This window comes from Acetobacter sp. (assembly GCF_047721705.1).
Classification (GTDB): Bacteria; Pseudomonadota; Alphaproteobacteria; order Acetobacterales; family Acetobacteraceae; genus Acetobacter.
This window is the reverse complement of record NZ_JBDNXK010000001.1, coordinates 27958-45344: the sequence shown is the minus strand read 5'-3', so window position 1 is coordinate 45344 and position 17387 is coordinate 27958. Positions and strand designations below refer to the sequence as shown.

Sequence of the window (17387 nt, the reverse complement as noted above, 5' to 3'; positions counted from 1 at the left end):
TGAAATGCAAGTGCGTTCGTTTTTTCGCGCGGGAGCGATGGCGGGATTGTTCTCGGACCTACCGACAACATCCCACTGATGACGCGAACGGAGCCGCTTCCATTTTTGGAGCCTGGGCTATGGCATTGCAGGGAAGGGGGACTGACTTCGACATCGATCTGGTTCCGGACAGGCCATGAAACTCTCAGGCCGCGTAGTGAAGTCTAATTTTAACCATACAACATGATTGTTTGTGATGTCATGCAGTTATTATGTGTGGTATAATTGAAAATTATGACGCCTTACGTAGTGGAATATATTCTCTCCAATCTCCGTCTGCTGGAAGTGGCAGGCAGGCTCGGCAGCTTCAGTGCTGCGGCGGCTGAGTTGGGTGTGACGCAACCTAACGTCAGCCGACAGATCGGGCAGATCGAACGGGTTCTGGGGCAGTCGCTGTTCACGCGCGGTCATCGTGGCGTGGTTCTGACGGATGCTGGCCGTGCTTTGTTCGCTGTCGCGACCGAAAGTACGGCGCGGGTACGTGGATGCCTTGAAGACATATCCGCTGCCAGCAAAAATCGGGAAGTCGTGGTGGTAACCGATTATGGGTTTGCCGCGACATGGCTCATGGAACGACTGGCAGATTTCGAGCAACTCTGTCCCGGTGTGGAAATCCAGCTTGTGACGACCCGGAGCCTGTCGGAATCCGTGCCCGGTGATCTGCAGCCGGATGTTTCAATCCTGTTTGAGGCCAGTTCAAGCAAGGATAATGATCAGACGGTCACGCGAAAAATGTTGTTTCAGGAAGAAATTTATCCAGTGTGTGGCGTGGATTATCTCAATCGCTGCGGTCCATTCAGAACGCTGGACGATATGAGGCGGGCGCATCTTCTGCATCTTAAGGGAGGGGGAGAACTCTGGTTCAACTGGGAAAGCTGGTTTGCGGGAATGGAAACAGCCACTGCGCAAAGGTGTGGGGGCAGGATCAATGTCTTTCGCAGTTTCAGCCATTTTCCGCTTCTCATGCAATCCGCATGTCAGAATGAGGGGATCGCTCTGGGGTGGCGTCCGTTGATTGATGCTGCTGTAGCATCCGGTCAATTGGCGAAAGCTTGGTCTGCGCCTCTAAAAAGCGCCAACGGATATGTTCTCACGCTGCATCGTCAAACCAAGCATGAAGCGTCTCTCTTCTATGACTGGGTGATTGAGCAGAGAGAGCGTGTTGGCAGTTAATTCCGATAAGGGTGGTGGCGGGTCTCATGATCTGTGTTTTCTTTCCTTTTCCCTGAATCTGAAATTGGCGCCCCTTATCCTTGCGTAAAGCGAATGAAATGCTGAGAGATTAGCTGGTATAGATCGAAGTATTTTCAGATTTTCATGATGTTTTTATACGACGCAGATTCGTTTAATAGCTTGGAAATCAAATACCAGATTTCCGAGGTGCAATGTCGCAATAAATTCATCCAATAAGATAATCAGATCATTCTTCTGTTCAAAATCCTTATTCACCTGTTGAAGTGTAGCCATCATCTGTTTGTTCGCAACGTGAATAAACATGATCTGAATCATGGGAGTGGTATTATAATATTATATAATATTCTCAATATTTAGACGAAAAAGTTAATAAAATTACTTGCTTCTTAATGGTGTCATCGTTTTAGTGCATTCTGCATATATGAAATAATGTGCACGAACTCAGCGACCATATTGTCACCAGTCTGCCTCCCTTATTGCTGGATGCCGTCTGGGATTGCGCGATAGGTTACAGATGAAAAGGTCTGTTGAATTATGACGACGACTTACTGGGATGGTGAAGCGTCTGGAGATTTTTACTCCGCTTCCAACTGGTCTAATAATGATGTTCCACACAGCAAGACGTGCCAGAGTGCTGACATCACTGGCTCGGCAGACAAACCCATTGTCGCTGTTGCTGGAGGCTTTTCATACGGCCAGATCAATTCCCTGAGCCTGGGCGATTACGGCACACTGAAGATTACGGCGGAAGGTGGGACAAACGAATCCGGGTATGTGTTCGCAACGCATTCTCTGGAAGTGGCCGATAAAGGTTCACTGATCATCGATACCTCGTCCGCAGTCGATCTTGGTTTGTATACCCAGATTCGTGGCGGCACCGTCACCATCATGAATAATGATGGCAAGGTTACGCTTGACGGCAATTCGCTGAATGGCACCGGCACGCTGAATCTGGTTAATTCGACGCTCGGTTCCGCTGATGCTGCCGTTCATATCCCGGATATGGATATTACCCTGCAGGGTGGCAGCACGCTTTATACAAGATGGAATGCTTCCGGCCATTCCGTCACATTCGACCCTGCGTCGGTGAACACGCTTGTGCTGCCATCGAATGACCCTACGGTCAGCACGGAAATCAAGGGCTTCTCGGAGAATGCCCGGATCGAAATTGCGTCACAGAATGGCGTTCACCCGACAGCCGCGACCATCACTCCGAACGGTAATGGTTCCAGCAGCATGGTGATTGTGCTTTCCAATGGCGGCACACTGACCCTGAACAACATAGTCTCCGCCGACGGCTTTACCCCTGGAACGGTCTCCATCGATCAAACGGCAGATGGAAACTATATCCTTACAGACAGCAACGCGGCGGGTACGTCCCCAGATTATACCACATCGACGATCCATGAAGACCTGCAAGCTACGGCTGCAGCTGCGACCAGTACAGGCGACGATGTCACCACCCACAGTGGTGTCGTGAACCACAACAGTTCTTCCAATGATCGTTATATGGCGGCGTCGGGTGACTGGTCTGATTCAGCCAACTGGTCCGCTGGTGCCGTGCCGCAACAGGATAGCTGCTCTCAGGGAACGATCAGTGGCACATCCAATGTGGTGGTGACCCAAGCCGACTCAGCGCAGTTTGTCAGCCTCTCTGTCAATGATGAAGCGTCCTTGACGATTAAAGCGGCTGCTGGGGAAAATCCGAACAGCTACGTCTTCTCGACAGCCGGTGTTGAAGTTCAGAAGAATGCTTCACTGGTAGTTGATACGTCCGCCAAAGTTGAACTGGGCGGCGTCAGCGCCATCAATGGGTCGCTGACAATCAACAATAATACCAGCAATGTGATAATCGACAACAACCATCTTTCCGGTGGTGGCAGCCTGACTTTGAATCATTCCACGCTTGGTTCCGCTGCGCAGGCTCTGGTCGTGGCTCTACCAACAGTCAACATGGAAAATGACAGCACGTATTACGCTTCGCTTTACAGTAACACCAGTACGGTGAATGTTGACGGCACGGACGATACGATCGTGTTAAGTCAGAACCTGCAGAATATTCAGACGACTTTTGCGGGTGTGAATGAAAATACGCACTTCCTGATCAATCCGCTGGAAAATGTGACTGCCACTTCGCAGGCCTACAGCCAAAATGACGATGGCAGCTACACGCTCACCATCGGACTGAGCAATGGCAAAGACGTGACACTTGGCCATATCATCTCATCGTCACCACTCACCGACCTCAACAAGTCTCTTTCGGCGATTGCCGGTAGCACAGACCTGAGCACGTCCATACAGTCTGACTTTGCAAAAACGACGACTGAAAACAGCTCTGCGGTTGCAGCCACCAGCACAGGATCGATTCTTCCGGATGAGACGTCTGTCGCATCTGGCAGTGCCGCTGCTGCTCTGCTCAGCACAACGCAGAGCGTTACGGCGCCAGTTCTGACAGGAGATCAATCCAACACGTCCGTATTGGCTTCATAAGAAGTCTGTACGGTTACATGTTTTTCGGGTCGAGACCTGTTGATTTTGCGCCTCGAGAAGCGGTTAAGCATCGCTTCTCGGGGCCAAAATCACATCCCTACAAACTTGGAATGGCTGCGCACGATCATCAGGAGATGAGGATGGGCGCAGTATAAGAATTTTCATCGGCTCTTGCTCCCGTTCAGGATGAGCGGCACCTTACCTTTGGCTTTCACACGATAACGTCAAAGGTCCACGATCATGAGCACACCTGAAGCCCGTCTCAGCGCAGTTGGTATCGAACTGCCGACGCCAGCCACACCCGTAGCCAACTATGTCACATGGGCGCGTACCGGGAACCTTATTGTCGTTTCGGGGCAGTTGCCGCTCAGAGATGGCAAGCTTCTGGCGACCGGCAAGCTGGGAGCGGCCGTATCGCTTGAGGTCGGGACAGAAGCTGCACGTTACTGCCTGATCAATGTTCTGGCGCAGCTCAAGGCGGCTGTCGGCGATCTTTCAAAGGTGAAGCGCGTCGTTCGGCTTGGCGGCTTCATTTCCTGCACACCGGAATTTACCGCCCATGCCAGTGTGATGAATGGTGCATCCGATCTTGCCGTTGCGGCATTTGGGGATGCGGGTCGTCATACGCGTTCGACGGTGGGTGTGCCCTCTCTCCCGCTGGATGCGCCGGTTGAAGTCGAAGGCCTGTTCGAGGTCGCCTGATGTCCGGCAGGACGGTTTCCCTTCATGAACGGATTGCGGACATCTCACCTGAAGAGTGGGATGCCTGCGCCGGAGAAGGGAACCCGTTCGTCAGTCATGCCTTTTTGTCCGCCGTGGAAGATAGCGGGTCTGCTAAATCTTCCACGGGCTGGTTGCCGCGCCATACGGTTCTTCGCGATGAAACCGGGAAGATTCTCGCCGTTGCCCCTGCTTATCTGAAAGCGCATTCCTATGGCGAATATGTCTTCGATCAGGGGTGGGCCCGGGCCTTTGAAGCGGCTGGTGGCGACTATTATCCCAAATTCCAGATAGCCGTTCCCTTTTCGCCCGTGCCGGGCCCACGCCTGATGGTCAGGCCGGATGCGCCGGGAGATACCGCTGTCGTGCTAGGCAGGGCACTGGCGCAGGTTTGCAATGAGCTGGAACTATCGTCCGCTCATGTCACTTTCTGCGCCGAAACTGATTACGACTCTTTGGGGGCTCAGGGCTGGTTGCAGCGTCTCGGGATGCAATATCACTGGTACAATCAGGATTATCGGAACTTTGAAGATTTTCTCGCTGCGCTCTCGTCTCGCAAGCGCAAGATGGTGCGGCGCGAGCGCCGGGATGCAAATGCCTCCGGCCTGACATTTCGGGTGATCCGTGGATGTGACATCACCGAGCCGCTGTGGGACGCATTCTTCAGTTTTTACCGCTCCACCGTGGATCGCAAATGGGGAAGCGCCTACCTGACACGGTCATTCTTTTCCCTTCTGTCGGAGCGACTGGGCGACCGCATCGTGCTGATGATCGCCGAACACGAGAACAGGCCCGTGGCGGGTGCGCTCAATATAATGGGTGCGGATACTTTATATGGGCGTAACTGGGGCTGTATTGGCGAGTGGCCATTTCTGCATTTCGAACTGTGTTATTATCGGGCCATTGAATTCGCTATTGAAAATGGCCTGTCACGTGTTGAAGCGGGGGCTCAGGGCGAGCACAAGATCCAGCGTGGCTACCTTCCGAGCCTGACTTATTCTGCGCATTACATCCGTCATACTGGCCTGCGTCATGCCGTGGCGGAGTTTCTGGAAGCCGAACGGCCTGCGATGCTGGCGGAGGCCGAGGCGCTTTCCGAACTCTCACCTTATCGTGCGGAGTCCGCCTAAGGGGATATGTGTCTGCAACCTTCCGTGCAGCAACACTGTTGAAACAGAATAGCCATGTATGGGGAGGCTTGAATGGCCCCGGATGGTGAAAGAGGGAGGGAAATAATGCTGGTAGTAAAACGCGCGGCGTTCTGTATGGCTGCGGTTCTGGCGATGGGTGCATCCGTTGCTCACGCTGAAGGCGCCAAGAGTGGGTCGGCGGAGATTCTCGTCAAATCTTCGGCTTCATGGAACGGCAAGACTTACGCGCCGTATGCCAAGGGCCAGCCGGAACTGACCGTTCTGCGGCTGACCATCCAACCGAACGCCGAGTTGCCGTGGCACACCCACCCTTATCCTAACGCAGGTTATGTGCTGGAGGGAGAAATCACACTTGTCGACAAGGCAACAGGTGAGAAGAAGACCTTTCATGCAGGCGAGGCTTTTCCGGAAGCGGTTGATGACGCGCATCATGGTGTAGCCGGAAATCAGAAAACCGTTCTGCTGCTGGTTTATGCGGGCATCAAGGGAAAACCCACTTCCATTCCATTGCCCGGACAGGCCAACGAATACTGAGCCTGCCGGAGGGCATAGGCTGACGCATGGAGCCATGCCGATAGGGCTCTAGCGGCAGGTTCCATTTTCTGTCATGCATTTAGTAAGCATACGAACTATTCGTGTGCGACCTAATGTATTGAAAGCAGAGTCAGCCGGGTGACCGAGCATATTCAGGATCAGGACCAGCCCGGGGAGACGACGTTGCTGTTGCGGCGGCGTTTCGGTTACCGATTGTCGCGGCTGGCGACGCAGTGGCGTCGTGAGATCGACCATGATCTGCGTCCGTTCGATCTCACGGACGCCACATGGCGACCACTCTACTATCTGCGCATCCTTCCAACGCCCGTCCGCCAGACCGATCTTGCCCGCGCCATGCTGGTCGAGGCCCAATCGCTCGTGCGCCTACTCGATGCGCTGGAAAAGAAAGGCCTGATCGAGCGGGATGTAGATCCGGAAGATCGTCGCTCCAAGCTGGTGACATTGACGCCGAACGGTTCGGTCATGAGCGAGACGGTTCTGGGCGTCGCTGATGAAGTCGCTGCGCGCATTCTTGATGGTGTGTCTGACGAGGCGCTCAAGGGATGCCAGGCGGTGTTCGATCAGGTCTGGTCCGGTCTGATGAATGACCGTTTCGCCTGCGACGATTCCGGGTCGGCAGGAGAGTGACGGTGACAGCGCACGCGGTTGACCGAAGCGGGCGGTTTCTTTCTGCAATCGTTGACGAGTGCAGGCGGGAATGGCTGCGCGTGCAGCCGACGGCGCTGTATGCTGGTCGCGTGTTTCTCGCCATAGGGCTGGCGCTCTGGCTTGCCGGATTCCTGATGCTGGACAATCCGGTATCCGCTGTCACGACGGTGCTGATCGTGGCCAATCCCACACCCGGCGCCCTGATTTCCAAAAGTATCTGGCGTATCATCGGCACGCTGGTCGGGACCACGCTCGGGATTGCGCTGATGGCGTGCTTTCCCCAGCAGCCGACGCTCTTCTTCTGTGGGCTGAGCGTGCTGATAGGGCTCGCCTGCTTTGTCGCGACGTTGCTGCGCTTCTATCGCGCCTACGCGGCTGTTCTGACGGGCTACACCATCATCATCATCTCGACGAGCGCATTCGAGAACCCGGACCATATCTTTGAAAGCGCCATGGCCCGTCTGTCTGTGGTGGTGCTTGGCATTATCAGCACGGCTTTTGTCTTTCAGATTACGACGCTGAAAAGCCCGAATACCGCCAGTGCGCGAATCGAACAGTATCTGCGTGATGTGCTGGCCCAGTTCGCTTTTCTGACGGCTGCTGAGCTTCAGAGTGCGACCCCGCGGCCAGATGAGGCCGGACAGGCCGGTGCGTTCCGGGCCATGGAAACTGTCGATTACAGTGCGCGCGGCCGACTGCTCGCGCAGGCAAATGCCGTGATCGAAGCCATCGATTACGCCTCGTCAGTCGATTGGGAAGTGAATCGACGGGCGGCTGCGCTCCACGAAGGAGTCGGCCGCCTGATGGGGCTTCTGAGCACTCATCATGCGGCGTCCCGTAATATACCGCCGGGCGATGCGGGACAGGTTCGCGCTGCCCGTGAGATTTCTGGCCAGCTCATCCGCGAACTGGCGGATATGCCCATGGAGCAGTTGCTGCATGGTGATTCGCAACTCATCCGGGCGCGGATCAGCAAGGCTGTTGCCAAGCTTGAACATCTGGCTCGCGAGGCGCCGGATCTGGCCGGATTGGCGGCAGTGGATACGGAGCGCGACATTGTCACGCAGCTGGGGCAGGCGGTTGACAATCTTTCCGACATTGCGTGGCATGAAAAAGGTGTGCGCCTGCTGCCGCTTATCGAGTGGCCTGCGGCTCTGAGGAACATGGCGCGCGGTGCGCTGGTCGCGCTCATCGGCTGTCTGACGTGGTATATTCTGCACTGGTCAGCTGGTCCCAGCGCGTTGGTGTTCCTGATTTGCGCGTCCTGCCTGCTTTCGACTGCGCCCTCGGCCACGAAAGCCTCGTGGTTTCTGGCCTCGGGCACAGCGCTGGCTGTTCCTGCCTGTTTCATCTTCCGGACGTTTTTCCTGCCTCAGACGGATGGGTTTCCCCTGCTGTGGCTTTCGCTGTTTGTCTGCCTGCTGCCCGGGATATGGATTCAGTTTCACCCAAAATATGCCGTCATGGGATTTGGCTATGCGGTGTTCTTCAACGTCATGTCTCAGGTGAACAACCCGGTTCCCTATCACGATATTCCTCTGCTGAATTCGTGGTTTGCCTTTCTCATCGCCTGTGTGGGGCTGGTGCTGGTGTTTCGTGTCATTCTTCCGGCTGATCAGCGGCTGGACGTAGCGCGTCTGATTACGGCGCTTTGTCGCTCCGTGCAGGGATTCGCCGCGTTGCCATTGCGTTACAGGGTCAGTTGGCCCTCGTGGGAATATCATCAGATGCAGCGCGTGCTGCGCATGCAGCAGCGGCTTTCTTTCGTGGAAGGCAGTCATCGCGTGTTTCATGTGACGGATGCGGCGCTGGCTGCCGTGGCGCTGGGTCGATCGGTCATGCGTTTGCGCTGGTTATTGCGCGAGGACGGAAACGCGTCGCCGGAGCAGGAAAGAATCGTGGAGGATGCGTTGGCCGCGCTGAAAGATTTGCGGCGTGATCCAATTGCAACAGCGTGCCGCCTGCGGGAGGCTGCAAAGCAGCTTCTGCCTGACCTCAGGGAAACTGGCGGCCCGGCTGAAGCCGGAGGAAATCAGGAAACGGAAGGGAATAGTCGGCTGGGCACTGTAAGACGCATGGCTGCCTGTCTCGTACAGGCGGCTCAGCTTATCGACGCCGCGCCCGGTTTCTTCCATAAAGGGGGTCCGATGCAACAAGCGGCGGACCATCCGTTCGCCAATGCGGATCTACGCCTGTTTACAATGCCAAACGCCACACGTCCTGTTTCGAGAGCCGCCTGATGTTGACTGAGTTCAATCTCTTCGGCGTCTTCATGGCACCGATTGTGGTCTATGCGCTGGCAGCCCTTCCCATAACGATGTTTCTCCGCTTTCTGCTCTGGTGGAGTGGATTGATGCGCTGGTTCTGGCACTTCGCCCTGTTCGAGGTGGCCCTCTATACCTGCGTCCTGTGTCTTCTCATCCTGTATGTCTGATCCCCTCTAGAAGGTTTTCGAGTCACCGCAATGCCACTGCTTCGTACACTGATCCGAGTGATCCTGACCCTGGCAGTCGTCTCGCTGGCCATCGTGCTGGGGGTGACGCTCTGGAACACCTATATGATCGCTCCCTGGACCCGCGACGGTCGCGTCCGTGTCTATGTGGTCGATGTGGCGCCGGAAGTCTCGGGAACGGTGGTGCAGGTGCCGGTGGTGGACAACCAGTTCGTCCATAAGGGTGATCCGCTCTACGTGCTCGATCCGGTCCGGTTCCGTCTGGCCATCCGCGAGGCGCAGGCCCGTCTGGATGGTGCGTTGGAAGACCTGAAGCTCAAGCAGAACGATGCGAAGCGCCGTATGGGACTGGGCGGCATCGTCTCGGCCGAAGAGCAGGAAGTCTTCAACTCGAATGTGGCGACGCAGATCGCGTCCGTCGATGCAGCCCGCGCGGCGCTTGATGTGGCGAAACTGAATCTTCAGCGCTCGGTGCTTTACTCTCCGGTCAACGGCTTCATCACCAACCTGAACCTGCGTGTGGGTGACTACGCCACTGCCGGGCAGGCGCGACTGGCCGTGATCGACTCCGATTCTTACTGGGTTTACGGCTACTTCGAGGAAACGAAGATGTGGGGCGTGCATGTTGGTGACGTCGCCCGCGTCAAGCTGATGGGCTACAAGCAGATCATCCCCGGTCATGTCGTGTCCATCGCCCGTGGTATCAACGATACGAACGGCAACCCCGACAAGCTGGGTCTGCAGGACGTGAACCCGATCTTCACCTGGGTGCGTCTGGCGCAGCGTATCCCGGTTCGTGTCCATCTTGATTATGTGCCGGAAGGTGTGACGCTGGCAGCCGGCATGACGGCGACCATCAGCGTTGGTCCGGAATCGAAAAGCCGCCGTGGCAAGCTGACCAGCTGGCTTCAGGATCACCTGTAAGAGCGGGCGGGCGGAATGATGGAAACGAACATGGCGTCTCAAACCGGACCATATTCTTCCGGTTGCGCGAAGAACGCACGGAGGTCTCGCTTGGGGCGTAAGATGTGGCGGCGTGTTCTTCCGGCGCTTCTCAGCTGTTCCGTGCTGGCTGGCTGTAATGTCGGTCCGAACTTCCAGCCCGAGAAGATGAAACTGCCCAAGGCATTCACCGAAACGGCGGAAGAGAAACCTGCCACACCGGAAGAAATCGCCAAGACCGAAAAGGAAATGACGGAGTGGTGGGCGTCCTTCAACGACCCCATTCTGACCCGTCTGGTGGAAACTGCGATCAAGGGCAACTACGATCTGCAGGCCGCTGGCGAGCGTATCCTTGCCGAACGTGCCCTCCGCGATAAGGCGGCCTCGGCATGGTATCCACAGATGGATGCGAATGCGGGTGGCGGCGATGTCCGTTATTCGATCAACATCGATAACTGGCCAATCCGTCCCGGAGATCCTGCCAACCGGCCTGAAGCCTCGATGCTGACATACGGGGCATCGGCGACATGGGAAATCGATGTATTCGGCCGTATCCGCCGTGGTGTGGAAGCGCACGAACGCTCGGTTGAGGCGACCATAGAGGGACGTCGCGCCCTGCTGATGACGCTGCTGTCCGAACTCGCCAATGATTACATGCTGTTGCGCGTCACGCAGCTCCAGATTCAGATCGCTACCGACAATATCAAGGTGGCCAAGGAAAACCTCGATCTGACCAATCGCCTGTATCTCGAAGGTGTCGGTAACACGCTGCAAACGGCGCAGGCACAGGCCGAACTCGACTCCCAGATCGCTGCGCGTGAACCACTGAAGACACGCGTATCGCAGATATCACATGCCATTTCCGTGCTGGTGGGTGAGATGCCGGGGGCGCTGGAAGCCGAACTGAAGGTGGTGAAGCCTCTTCCGATCGTGCCGGCCTTTCCCGCGACCCTGCCTTCTCTGGTCATAGCCAATCGTCCTGATATCCGCATGGCGGAAAAAGAGTATGCGCTGGCGACTGCGGAAATCGGCGTTGCGGTAGCGGATCTTTACCCGCATTTCGTTATCCCGCTGACATTCAACCCCAACGCGTCGGCCATGTATCAGGCCTTTCAGGTCAACGGCATGAGCTGGCAGTTCCTGATGATGGCCAGTCTGCCTCTCATTCATGGCGGCAAATATACCGCGACCATTCGTGCGGCGCAGGCAGCGGCGGAAGCGGCGCGTCTGCATTATCGCCAGACGGTGCTCAACGGCTTCAAGGAAGTCGAAGATTCGATGGCGGCATGGCATGATGACATCGAATATCAGGAAAAACTCGAAAAAGCCGCTCAGGACAGCGCTCTGGCGCGGGATCGGGCGCGTAAGCTTTATGGTGCGGGTCTGATCGGCTTTCTGGATGTGCTGACCGCTGAAAGAACAACCTTGAACGCGCAGAACGCCGAGGCTCTCTCGCGGTTGGAGCGTTTGCGTGATGCCGTCAATCTTTACACGGCGATCGGCGCGGGCTGGAAGGGCGTTGCTCTCACCAACACCACCTTGCCTGTCTCCCTCGACCAGCAGAACTTCCTGGCCCGTGCTATCCAGCAGTGAACTTTTCCTGCTGACGGATGTTTTTTCGCCTGTATAAAGCGTCCGTCATCAGAATGGTGTGTGCCGACAAAGGAGAGCGCTCTCTTGCCCGATCAGCCCAATTACCTGCGTCGTCTTGGACTGATCATGGGAGGCTTCCTCGGCGGTTTCACCCTCATTCTGGTCTTTGGCTGGAATCTGATTTTTTATCCCAACAGCGGTGACCCGTGGCTGATATGGGCCTTGCGCCGTCTTCCGGTGGTGGTGGGCGCATTCTGTATTCTCGGTGCTTTCCTGCTGCTCAGACAGCCTGTCCAGAATGATCCCGGCGTTCCGGAAGATGATCTGGACAATATGGACGGCGCCTGAGCGCCCAGCCCGTCAGGCTGCGAAAGGCAGCTTCTTGAGCAGTGCCGAGAGCTTGTGGCGGCGAAGTTCTGAACGCGCCTTGGCACCGGTTTCCATATAATTGAGCTGGATCGTGTAACGCGGCCCCACATACTGGCGATGTCCATGCCAAGTGGTTGGACCGTTCGGGAACACGAGGAGCGTGCCGTTTACGGGGGGCACCTCCACAGCATAATCCTCCACATCGTCAGGACCATTCAGCAGACGGAGACATCCTTCCTGACGCGTGAAGGCTGCTGACGACGGGTTCAGATAGAGCAGAACCGTGACGCGTTTTGCTGTCGAGTCACAGTGGATGCGTCCATCCTTTTCCCGCGTCCGGCCGCGTACGGTCAGCATTGTCGGCGCGTCATCCAGCTCAAGACCAAATTTTCTCGCGATGATGTCACGCAGCTGCGGACCTTCCATCTGCTCGACCAAATTCTGCATGAGGGGCGTGAGTTGCAGCGATTCAGGCGGAAATGAGCCACCCGAATGAATCTCCGGCAGGCTGGCCTGTAATGCTTCAAGTTCTGCTGGCGGGATGAAGTGCGGCACGACGACATGCGCGAAAGGCCCTGGAGTGACAGGTGTGTTTTCCAGCGCGGCGAAATCGAGATGAACGGTTGTGGCGGTCATGCTGCATCCTCTCGGCGCATCAGAGGCGCCTGATTTTCCCGTATTATATGTCCGGAGGACACTGCTTGTCATCGCTGCCGGATGCAGTGTGTCGTCAAGACGTTGATGTACGCGGGTATGGGATGAATAGAAGGGTTTTATTTACCATTCTGGCGGATGGTGCCTCTGCATCTAGCGGCTAGAGGGGATATGCGCAGTCTGACGACGAGCCTGAAAAGAGCGGTAGACTGTGCGTTTCTGCGCGCCAACTGGCTGACGCGCGGGCGGGCGCTCGCCTATTGCCGGATTTTCGGCTTCTATGGCTGGGGCATTCTGCTGGTCATTCTTGTCAGATCGCATGGCGGCAAGAATTTTGAAGGTCAGCCAGTCTGTGCCGATTTTGTCAGCTTCTGGGCTGCATCCTGGCAGCTGCTGCACGGTCACACAGCAGAAATCTATGATGGTGCCAAGCACCATCTTGCCGAACTTGCCCTTTTCCCCGGCCTCTCTTTCGGCAATTTTGCTTTCTATTATCCCCCCACTTTTCTGCTGTTCTGTGCGCCGTTAGCTCTCGTGCCTTACCGTCTGTCTGTCGCGCTGTTCCTGATCGCGACAACCACGTTTTTTGTGCAGGCCTTCCGGCGTCTTCTCCCGCAAAATTGGGCGCTGATGCCGGTTCTTGCTTTCCCGGGGTTGGTGATCTGCGTGATCAACGGTCAGAATGGCCTGCTGACGGGAGGGCTCCTCGGCTGGGCGATGGTTCTGCTCGCGTCCCATCCTTTTCTCGCCGGCGGCTGTCTGGGCTGCCTTGTCATCAAGCCTCAGCTTTTGCTGGCGGCACCTGTCATCCTGTTATGCTCACGGCGCTGGTGGGCGATCGCAGGTGGAATGTTCGGCAGCGGTGTCCTCATTCTGGCGTCATGGATGGCTTTCGGTACGGCGGGTTGGGAAGGCTTTCTGCATATGAGTCAGGAAGCCCGCGGCGTTTTCGAACATGGTTACGTGCAGGCATGGAAATTGCAGAGCGTATTTGCGGCCGTCACCTTGCTGCATGGTCCACAATGGCTGGCTTACGTGGTGCAGATACTGGCTATGGGGACGGCTTTAAGCCTCACCGGCTGGTTGGCGACCTGTCTGCGTTCCAATGGCAGCGGCTGGGATGCGCAGACCCGAGCAACCGGCCAGATGGCCCTGTTGATTGCGGTCATGCCGTTCTGTTCGCCGTTTCTACTCGATTACGATCTCGCCTGTCTGGCGTTTCCCATGGGATGGATCGTGGCGCAGGCCGTGCGAAGCGGCTGGTGGTCCGGTGAAAAATTCGTTCTTTTTCTGGCGTATATTTATCTGCTAGGCGCGCGTCTTTTTTCCCAGTTCACGCATATCGGCCTGACACCGATTGTGGCCGGTGCGTTATTGCTTGTGCTGGCGCGTCGCATCGCTCCGGACGCATGGACGCGCTTAAAGGCCGGAATGATGCGGAAGCAGGAGGCTTTGGCGCTTCCTGAGAGGCGTGGCGCTCAGGCCTGACGGTTTTCGATCAGGCTGCGGCGAATGCTGCGTCCACGCTCAATGCGATCCACGATATAGTCCTCATCGCCCCATCGGATGGCGCGGGCCATGGCCTGCGCGTCTTCCAGAAACCGTGACAGCATTTCCAAAATAGCCTCGCGGTTGGACAGGAAGATGTCCCGCCACATCACAGGGTCAGAAGCCGCGATCCGGGTGAAGTCTCGAAAACCACTCGCGGCGAATTCCAGCACCTCGGAGCGCGTCTGGTCAGCGAGATCGTCCGCGGTCCCGCAGATTGTGAAAGCGAGCAGATGCGGGAGATGGCTAACGATGGCGCAGACCCGGTCATGGTGTTCGGGCGTCATGTTGCGCGTGAGAGCCCCGCAGAGCTGCCACAGGCGCGTAACGGTTTCCACGCTGTCACCCGGGCTTTCCGATAAAGGGGTCAGAAGGCACCAGCGATTGTCGAAGAGTGTGGCGAAGCCAGCGTCGGGGCCGGAATATTCCGTGCCAGCCATGGGATGAGCCGGCACATAAGGCACGTCTGGCCGCAGAAACGGACGAATGGCTTCGATGACCGAGACTTTCGTGGAGCCGGTGTCGGTCAGGAGGGCTCCCGGCTTCATGGCAGGGATCACCTGCGACGCCACTTCACCCATGGCACCCACCGGGACGCAGAGCATCACGCAGTCGGCGTTGGCCACGGCAGCCGCAGGGTCTTCCATGACTTCATCGGCAATGCCGAGTTCACGCACGCGCTCACGAAAGGCTGGGTTGATATCGACGGCGATCAGACGGCGGGCAATCGTCTTGTCACGGCGTGCGCGATGGAGAACCGATGCGCCGATCAGGCCCGGTCCGATGATGACAAGCGTGTCGAAGAGAGGCGAGGCCGTCACAGAGGTCATCCTTCGGCGCTGTCGGTCAGTCCATTGGGAACGATGGAAGAGGCGGCGCGCCGATTGGACTTTTTAAGCGTACGCATCTCGTTGAGCTGCCAGAGAAGAAGAACGGGGATGCCAATCCCAATTTCACGCCCGCGTCGCAGCAGCGACAGCGCCAGGCAGAGGGAGGGGTCTAGACCGAAGGCATGGCCGAGCGTCATGTAAGACCCTTCCTGCACGCCCAGTCCCGCCGGGATAAGGAAGGAGGCGGACATCAGCCCACAGGTCACGCCTTCAATGGCGATGGCGTCGGGAAAGCTGAGATGTGCCCCCATCAGGGAAACGGTCAGCCACAGCACGCCGGCACTCGAAATCCAGCCAACCAAGTGAATGGATGCTGACAGCGAGATGCGACCGGGGTGGGACCATGCCTCTTCCATGCGGTCCTGCAGGGTGCCAGCGCCGTCCATCATGGTTGCCTGCCATTGTCCCGCGATATGCTGCCCGAGAACACGGACGGTGTGCTTCACGGCGGTGCCACCGCGTTGCTGCGTCCAGATGAAGCCCGCAGCGCCCGCAGTGAGGAGCAACGCCCCGATGATGACGGGTTTGATCAGGGGGTTGGATTGCGTCGTCCCGACGGCCAGCAATGTCACGGCCATGAGGATGAAGACGATCTGGGCCAGCACTTCGGTCGTGATGTCCACGACATTGGCGCAGGCTGCTTCCGGCCATTCGATGGGTGCATTTTCCTCTGAACGTGCGCCATGACTGCGGCAGGTCGCGCGGATTCCCAGCACGATCCCACCCAACTGCGAGAAAGGCAGGCAGGTGGACGCGGCATCGCGCACCATGCGTGACACGAACAGATGCCGGAAGCTCATGCTCGGAAACGCTGCATGCCAGGCAGTCCCAAGCAGCAGATCGACCGCGAGCTGCGCAAGCACGGTCAGCAGGAATCCGCCAAAGCCGATTCGTGTGACAGCTTCGGCCACAGACCCAAAGCCACTCCAGGCCATGGCGGCCGTAATGGCGGCGAGGCCGAGCAGGGTGAAGAGGATGGTGAGCTTTTTCAAGGCGTCGTGCCGTCCGTCAGTTTCAGCCCATCCTTTCCACGTGACATGATTGCGGGGAGGAATACATGACGCATGGGCATTCCCGATCGCGAGCCAGTCTGGAAAAGACGCAATACGAACCGGCGCTCGGCCGCTTCCCTATCAAACAGGGCGAAGTCCTTACACCACGCCGTGTTCAGATGCCAGAGCGGGGCATGTCAGGGCTTTTACCCGTCCCACTGATACTTGTCCCTCTGGCGGAGTGTTGTGACATCGGGATAAAGCAGAACGATTGTGACACAGCCAGAGAGGAAACTGCATCGATGACCGCCCCGACGCTCGTGACCGGCGCAACCGGTTTTGTTGGTTCGGCCGTGGCCAGGGTTCTTCAGGCCCGTGGTCACAATCTCAGGCTGATGGTGCGGGCAGGGAGTGATCGCAGCAATATCGCCGAGATTCCAGCGGAGGTGGTCGAGGGAGATCTGTCTCAGCCCGCAACCTTCGCCCAGGCTGTCGAAGGCTGCCGTTACGTTTTTCATGTCGCGGCCGACTACCGGCTCTGGGTGCCGGACCCTGCGCCCATGATGGCGATCAACGTGGAAGGCACGCGGCTGCTCATGCTGGCGGCGCAGGCCGCCGGAGTGGAGCGCATCGTGTATTGCTCCTCGGTGGCAGCGCTGGGTCTCATCGGTGACGGCACGATCAGTGACGAGGAAACGCCGGTCAACGAGCATTCGGTCATCGGCATCTACAAGAAGTCGAAATATCGTGGCGAACAGGAAGTGTTGAGGCTGGCCCGGGACAAGGCGCTTCCTGTCGTGATTGTGAATCCTTCGACGCCGGTTGGACCCTACGATATCCGCCCGACTCCGACAGGCCAGATGATTCTCGACTGCGCCGCCGGACGGATGCCCGCTTACGTCGATACAGGTGTGAACATCGTGCATGTCGATGATGTGGCGGAAGGTCATGCGCTGGCACTGGAGCGCGGCGTGATCGGTGAGAAATATATCCTCGGCGGCCAGAATTACCTGCTGGGGGACCTGTTTCAGATGGTCGCCGAAATTGCTGGCGTGAAGCCACCGAAAATCCGCCTCCCGCAGGAAGTCATCTGGCCGGTGGCTGTGGCTTCGGAATGGCTGTCCCGCAAGTTTGGCATTGAACCCCGCGT

At 57.2% G+C, this 17387-nt stretch carries 16 protein-coding genes; 13 read left to right on the top strand and 3 right to left on the bottom strand.

Features of this window, described 5'->3' with window-relative positions:
* Window positions 1–273 precede the first annotated feature (273 nt).
* The 11 genes from ABF824_RS00205 to ABF824_RS00155 all read left to right on the top strand — a co-directional run bounded on the left by ABF824_RS00205 (window position 274) and on the right by ABF824_RS00155 (window position 12132).
* A complete protein-coding gene (locus ABF824_RS00205) occupies window positions 274–1212 on the top strand; it encodes a LysR family transcriptional regulator (protein WP_415485782.1) in 939 nt (312 codons plus the stop codon).
* Between the two features lie 555 nt (window positions 1213–1767).
* On the top strand, window positions 1768–3723 hold the full coding sequence (locus ABF824_RS00200) for a hypothetical protein (RefSeq protein WP_415485781.1): 1956 nt from the start codon (window positions 1768–1770) through the stop codon (window positions 3721–3723).
* Between the two features lie 237 nt (window positions 3724–3960).
* Window positions 3961–4425, top strand: a complete 465-nt coding sequence (locus tag ABF824_RS00195) for a RidA family protein (RefSeq protein ID WP_415485825.1) — start codon at window positions 3961–3963, stop codon at window positions 4423–4425.
* Window positions 4425–5573 (top strand): GNAT family N-acetyltransferase, encoded by a 1149-nt coding sequence (locus ABF824_RS00190; protein ID WP_415485780.1) that lies wholly within the window; start codon window positions 4425–4427, stop codon window positions 5571–5573. Before ABF824_RS00195 ends, ABF824_RS00190 begins: the two co-directional genes overlap by 1 nt.
* Window positions 5574–5678: 105 nt before the next feature.
* Window positions 5679–6128 carry a cupin domain-containing protein gene (locus ABF824_RS00185; RefSeq protein WP_415485779.1) on the top strand — a complete coding sequence of 150 codons (450 nt, stop codon included), beginning with the start codon at window positions 5679–5681 and terminating at the stop codon, window positions 6126–6128.
* Window positions 6129–6266: 138 nt separating this feature from the next.
* Window positions 6267–6776, top strand: coding sequence for a MarR family winged helix-turn-helix transcriptional regulator (locus ABF824_RS00180; protein WP_415485778.1), 510 nt, complete (start codon window positions 6267–6269; stop codon window positions 6774–6776).
* Window positions 6777–6778: 2 nt separating this feature from the next.
* Window positions 6779–9037 carry an FUSC family protein gene (locus ABF824_RS00175; RefSeq protein ID WP_415485777.1) on the top strand — a complete coding sequence of 753 codons (2259 nt, stop codon included), beginning with the start codon at window positions 6779–6781 and terminating at the stop codon, window positions 9035–9037.
* Window positions 9037–9231 (top strand): DUF1656 domain-containing protein, encoded by a 195-nt coding sequence (locus ABF824_RS00170; RefSeq protein WP_415485776.1) that lies wholly within the window; start codon window positions 9037–9039, stop codon window positions 9229–9231. The genes ABF824_RS00175 and ABF824_RS00170 overlap by 1 nt, the downstream gene beginning before the upstream one ends.
* A gap of 30 nt (window positions 9232–9261) precedes the next feature.
* Window positions 9262–10173, top strand: coding sequence for a biotin/lipoyl-binding protein (locus tag ABF824_RS00165; protein WP_415485775.1), 912 nt, complete (start codon window positions 9262–9264; stop codon window positions 10171–10173).
* Between the two features lie 102 nt (window positions 10174–10275).
* The gene (locus ABF824_RS00160) at window positions 10276–11784 is read left to right on the top strand and encodes an efflux transporter outer membrane subunit (protein WP_415485824.1); all 1509 of its coding nucleotides are present in this window, start codon (window positions 10276–10278) and stop codon (window positions 11782–11784) included.
* Window positions 11785–11868: 84 nt separating this feature from the next.
* Window positions 11869–12132: a hypothetical protein gene (locus ABF824_RS00155; protein WP_415485774.1), complete on the top strand. Its 264-nt coding sequence runs from the start codon at window positions 11869–11871 to the stop codon at window positions 12130–12132.
* 12 nt (window positions 12133–12144) lie between these two features.
* On the opposite strand, the gene ABF824_RS00150 is transcribed toward ABF824_RS00155, so the two are convergent.
* The gene (locus ABF824_RS00150; RefSeq protein ID WP_415485773.1) at window positions 12145–12789 is read right to left on the bottom strand and encodes a 2OG-Fe(II) oxygenase; all 645 of its coding nucleotides are present in this window, start codon (window positions 12787–12789) and stop codon (window positions 12145–12147) included.
* 189 nt (window positions 12790–12978) lie between these two features.
* Between ABF824_RS00150 and ABF824_RS00145 the strand changes: the two genes are divergently transcribed.
* A complete protein-coding gene (locus ABF824_RS00145; protein ID WP_415485772.1) occupies window positions 12979–14295 on the top strand; it encodes a glycosyltransferase family 87 protein in 1317 nt (438 codons plus the stop codon).
* Here ABF824_RS00145 and ABF824_RS00140 read toward each other — a convergent pair.
* Both ABF824_RS00140 and ABF824_RS00135 read right to left on the bottom strand, forming a co-directional pair.
* On the bottom strand, window positions 14286–15176 hold the full coding sequence (locus ABF824_RS00140; RefSeq protein ID WP_415485771.1) for a prephenate dehydrogenase/arogenate dehydrogenase family protein: 891 nt from the start codon (window positions 15174–15176) through the stop codon (window positions 14286–14288). The two genes, ABF824_RS00145 and ABF824_RS00140, sit on opposite strands and share 10 nt — an antisense overlap.
* A 5-nt stretch (window positions 15177–15181) precedes the next feature.
* The gene (locus ABF824_RS00135) at window positions 15182–16237 is read right to left on the bottom strand and encodes a lysylphosphatidylglycerol synthase domain-containing protein (protein ID WP_415485770.1); all 1056 of its coding nucleotides are present in this window, start codon (window positions 16235–16237) and stop codon (window positions 15182–15184) included.
* Between the two features lie 302 nt (window positions 16238–16539).
* Here ABF824_RS00135 and hpnA point away from each other — a divergent pair.
* On the top strand, window positions 16540–17387 hold an 848-nt coding region (hpnA, locus tag ABF824_RS00130), incomplete at its 3' end, for a hopanoid-associated sugar epimerase (RefSeq protein WP_415485769.1).

Excerpts from the sequence above, each read along its gene's own strand:
- ABF824_RS00205 (WP_415485782.1), top strand. The coding sequence starts at position 274 with ATGACGCCTTACGTAGTGGAATATATTCTCTCCAATCTCCGTCTGCTG.
- ABF824_RS00200 (WP_415485781.1), top strand. The coding sequence starts at position 1,768 with ATGACGACGACTTACTGGGATGGTGAAGCGTCTGGAGATTTTTACTCC.
- ABF824_RS00190 (WP_415485780.1), top strand. The coding sequence starts at position 4,425 with ATGTCCGGCAGGACGGTTTCCCTTCATGAACGGATTGCGGACATCTCA.
- ABF824_RS00185 (WP_415485779.1), top strand. The coding sequence starts at position 5,679 with ATGCTGGTAGTAAAACGCGCGGCGTTCTGTATGGCTGCGGTTCTGGCG.
- ABF824_RS00170 (WP_415485776.1), top strand. The coding sequence starts at position 9,037 with ATGTTGACTGAGTTCAATCTCTTCGGCGTCTTCATGGCACCGATTGTG.
- ABF824_RS00165 (WP_415485775.1), top strand. The coding sequence starts at position 9,262 with ATGCCACTGCTTCGTACACTGATCCGAGTGATCCTGACCCTGGCAGTC.
- ABF824_RS00160 (WP_415485824.1), top strand. The coding sequence starts at position 10,276 with ATGTGGCGGCGTGTTCTTCCGGCGCTTCTCAGCTGTTCCGTGCTGGCT.
- ABF824_RS00150 (WP_415485773.1), bottom strand. The coding sequence starts at position 12,789 with ATGACCGCCACAACCGTTCATCTCGATTTCGCCGCGCTGGAAAACACA.
- ABF824_RS00145 (WP_415485772.1), top strand. The coding sequence starts at position 12,979 with ATGCGCAGTCTGACGACGAGCCTGAAAAGAGCGGTAGACTGTGCGTTT.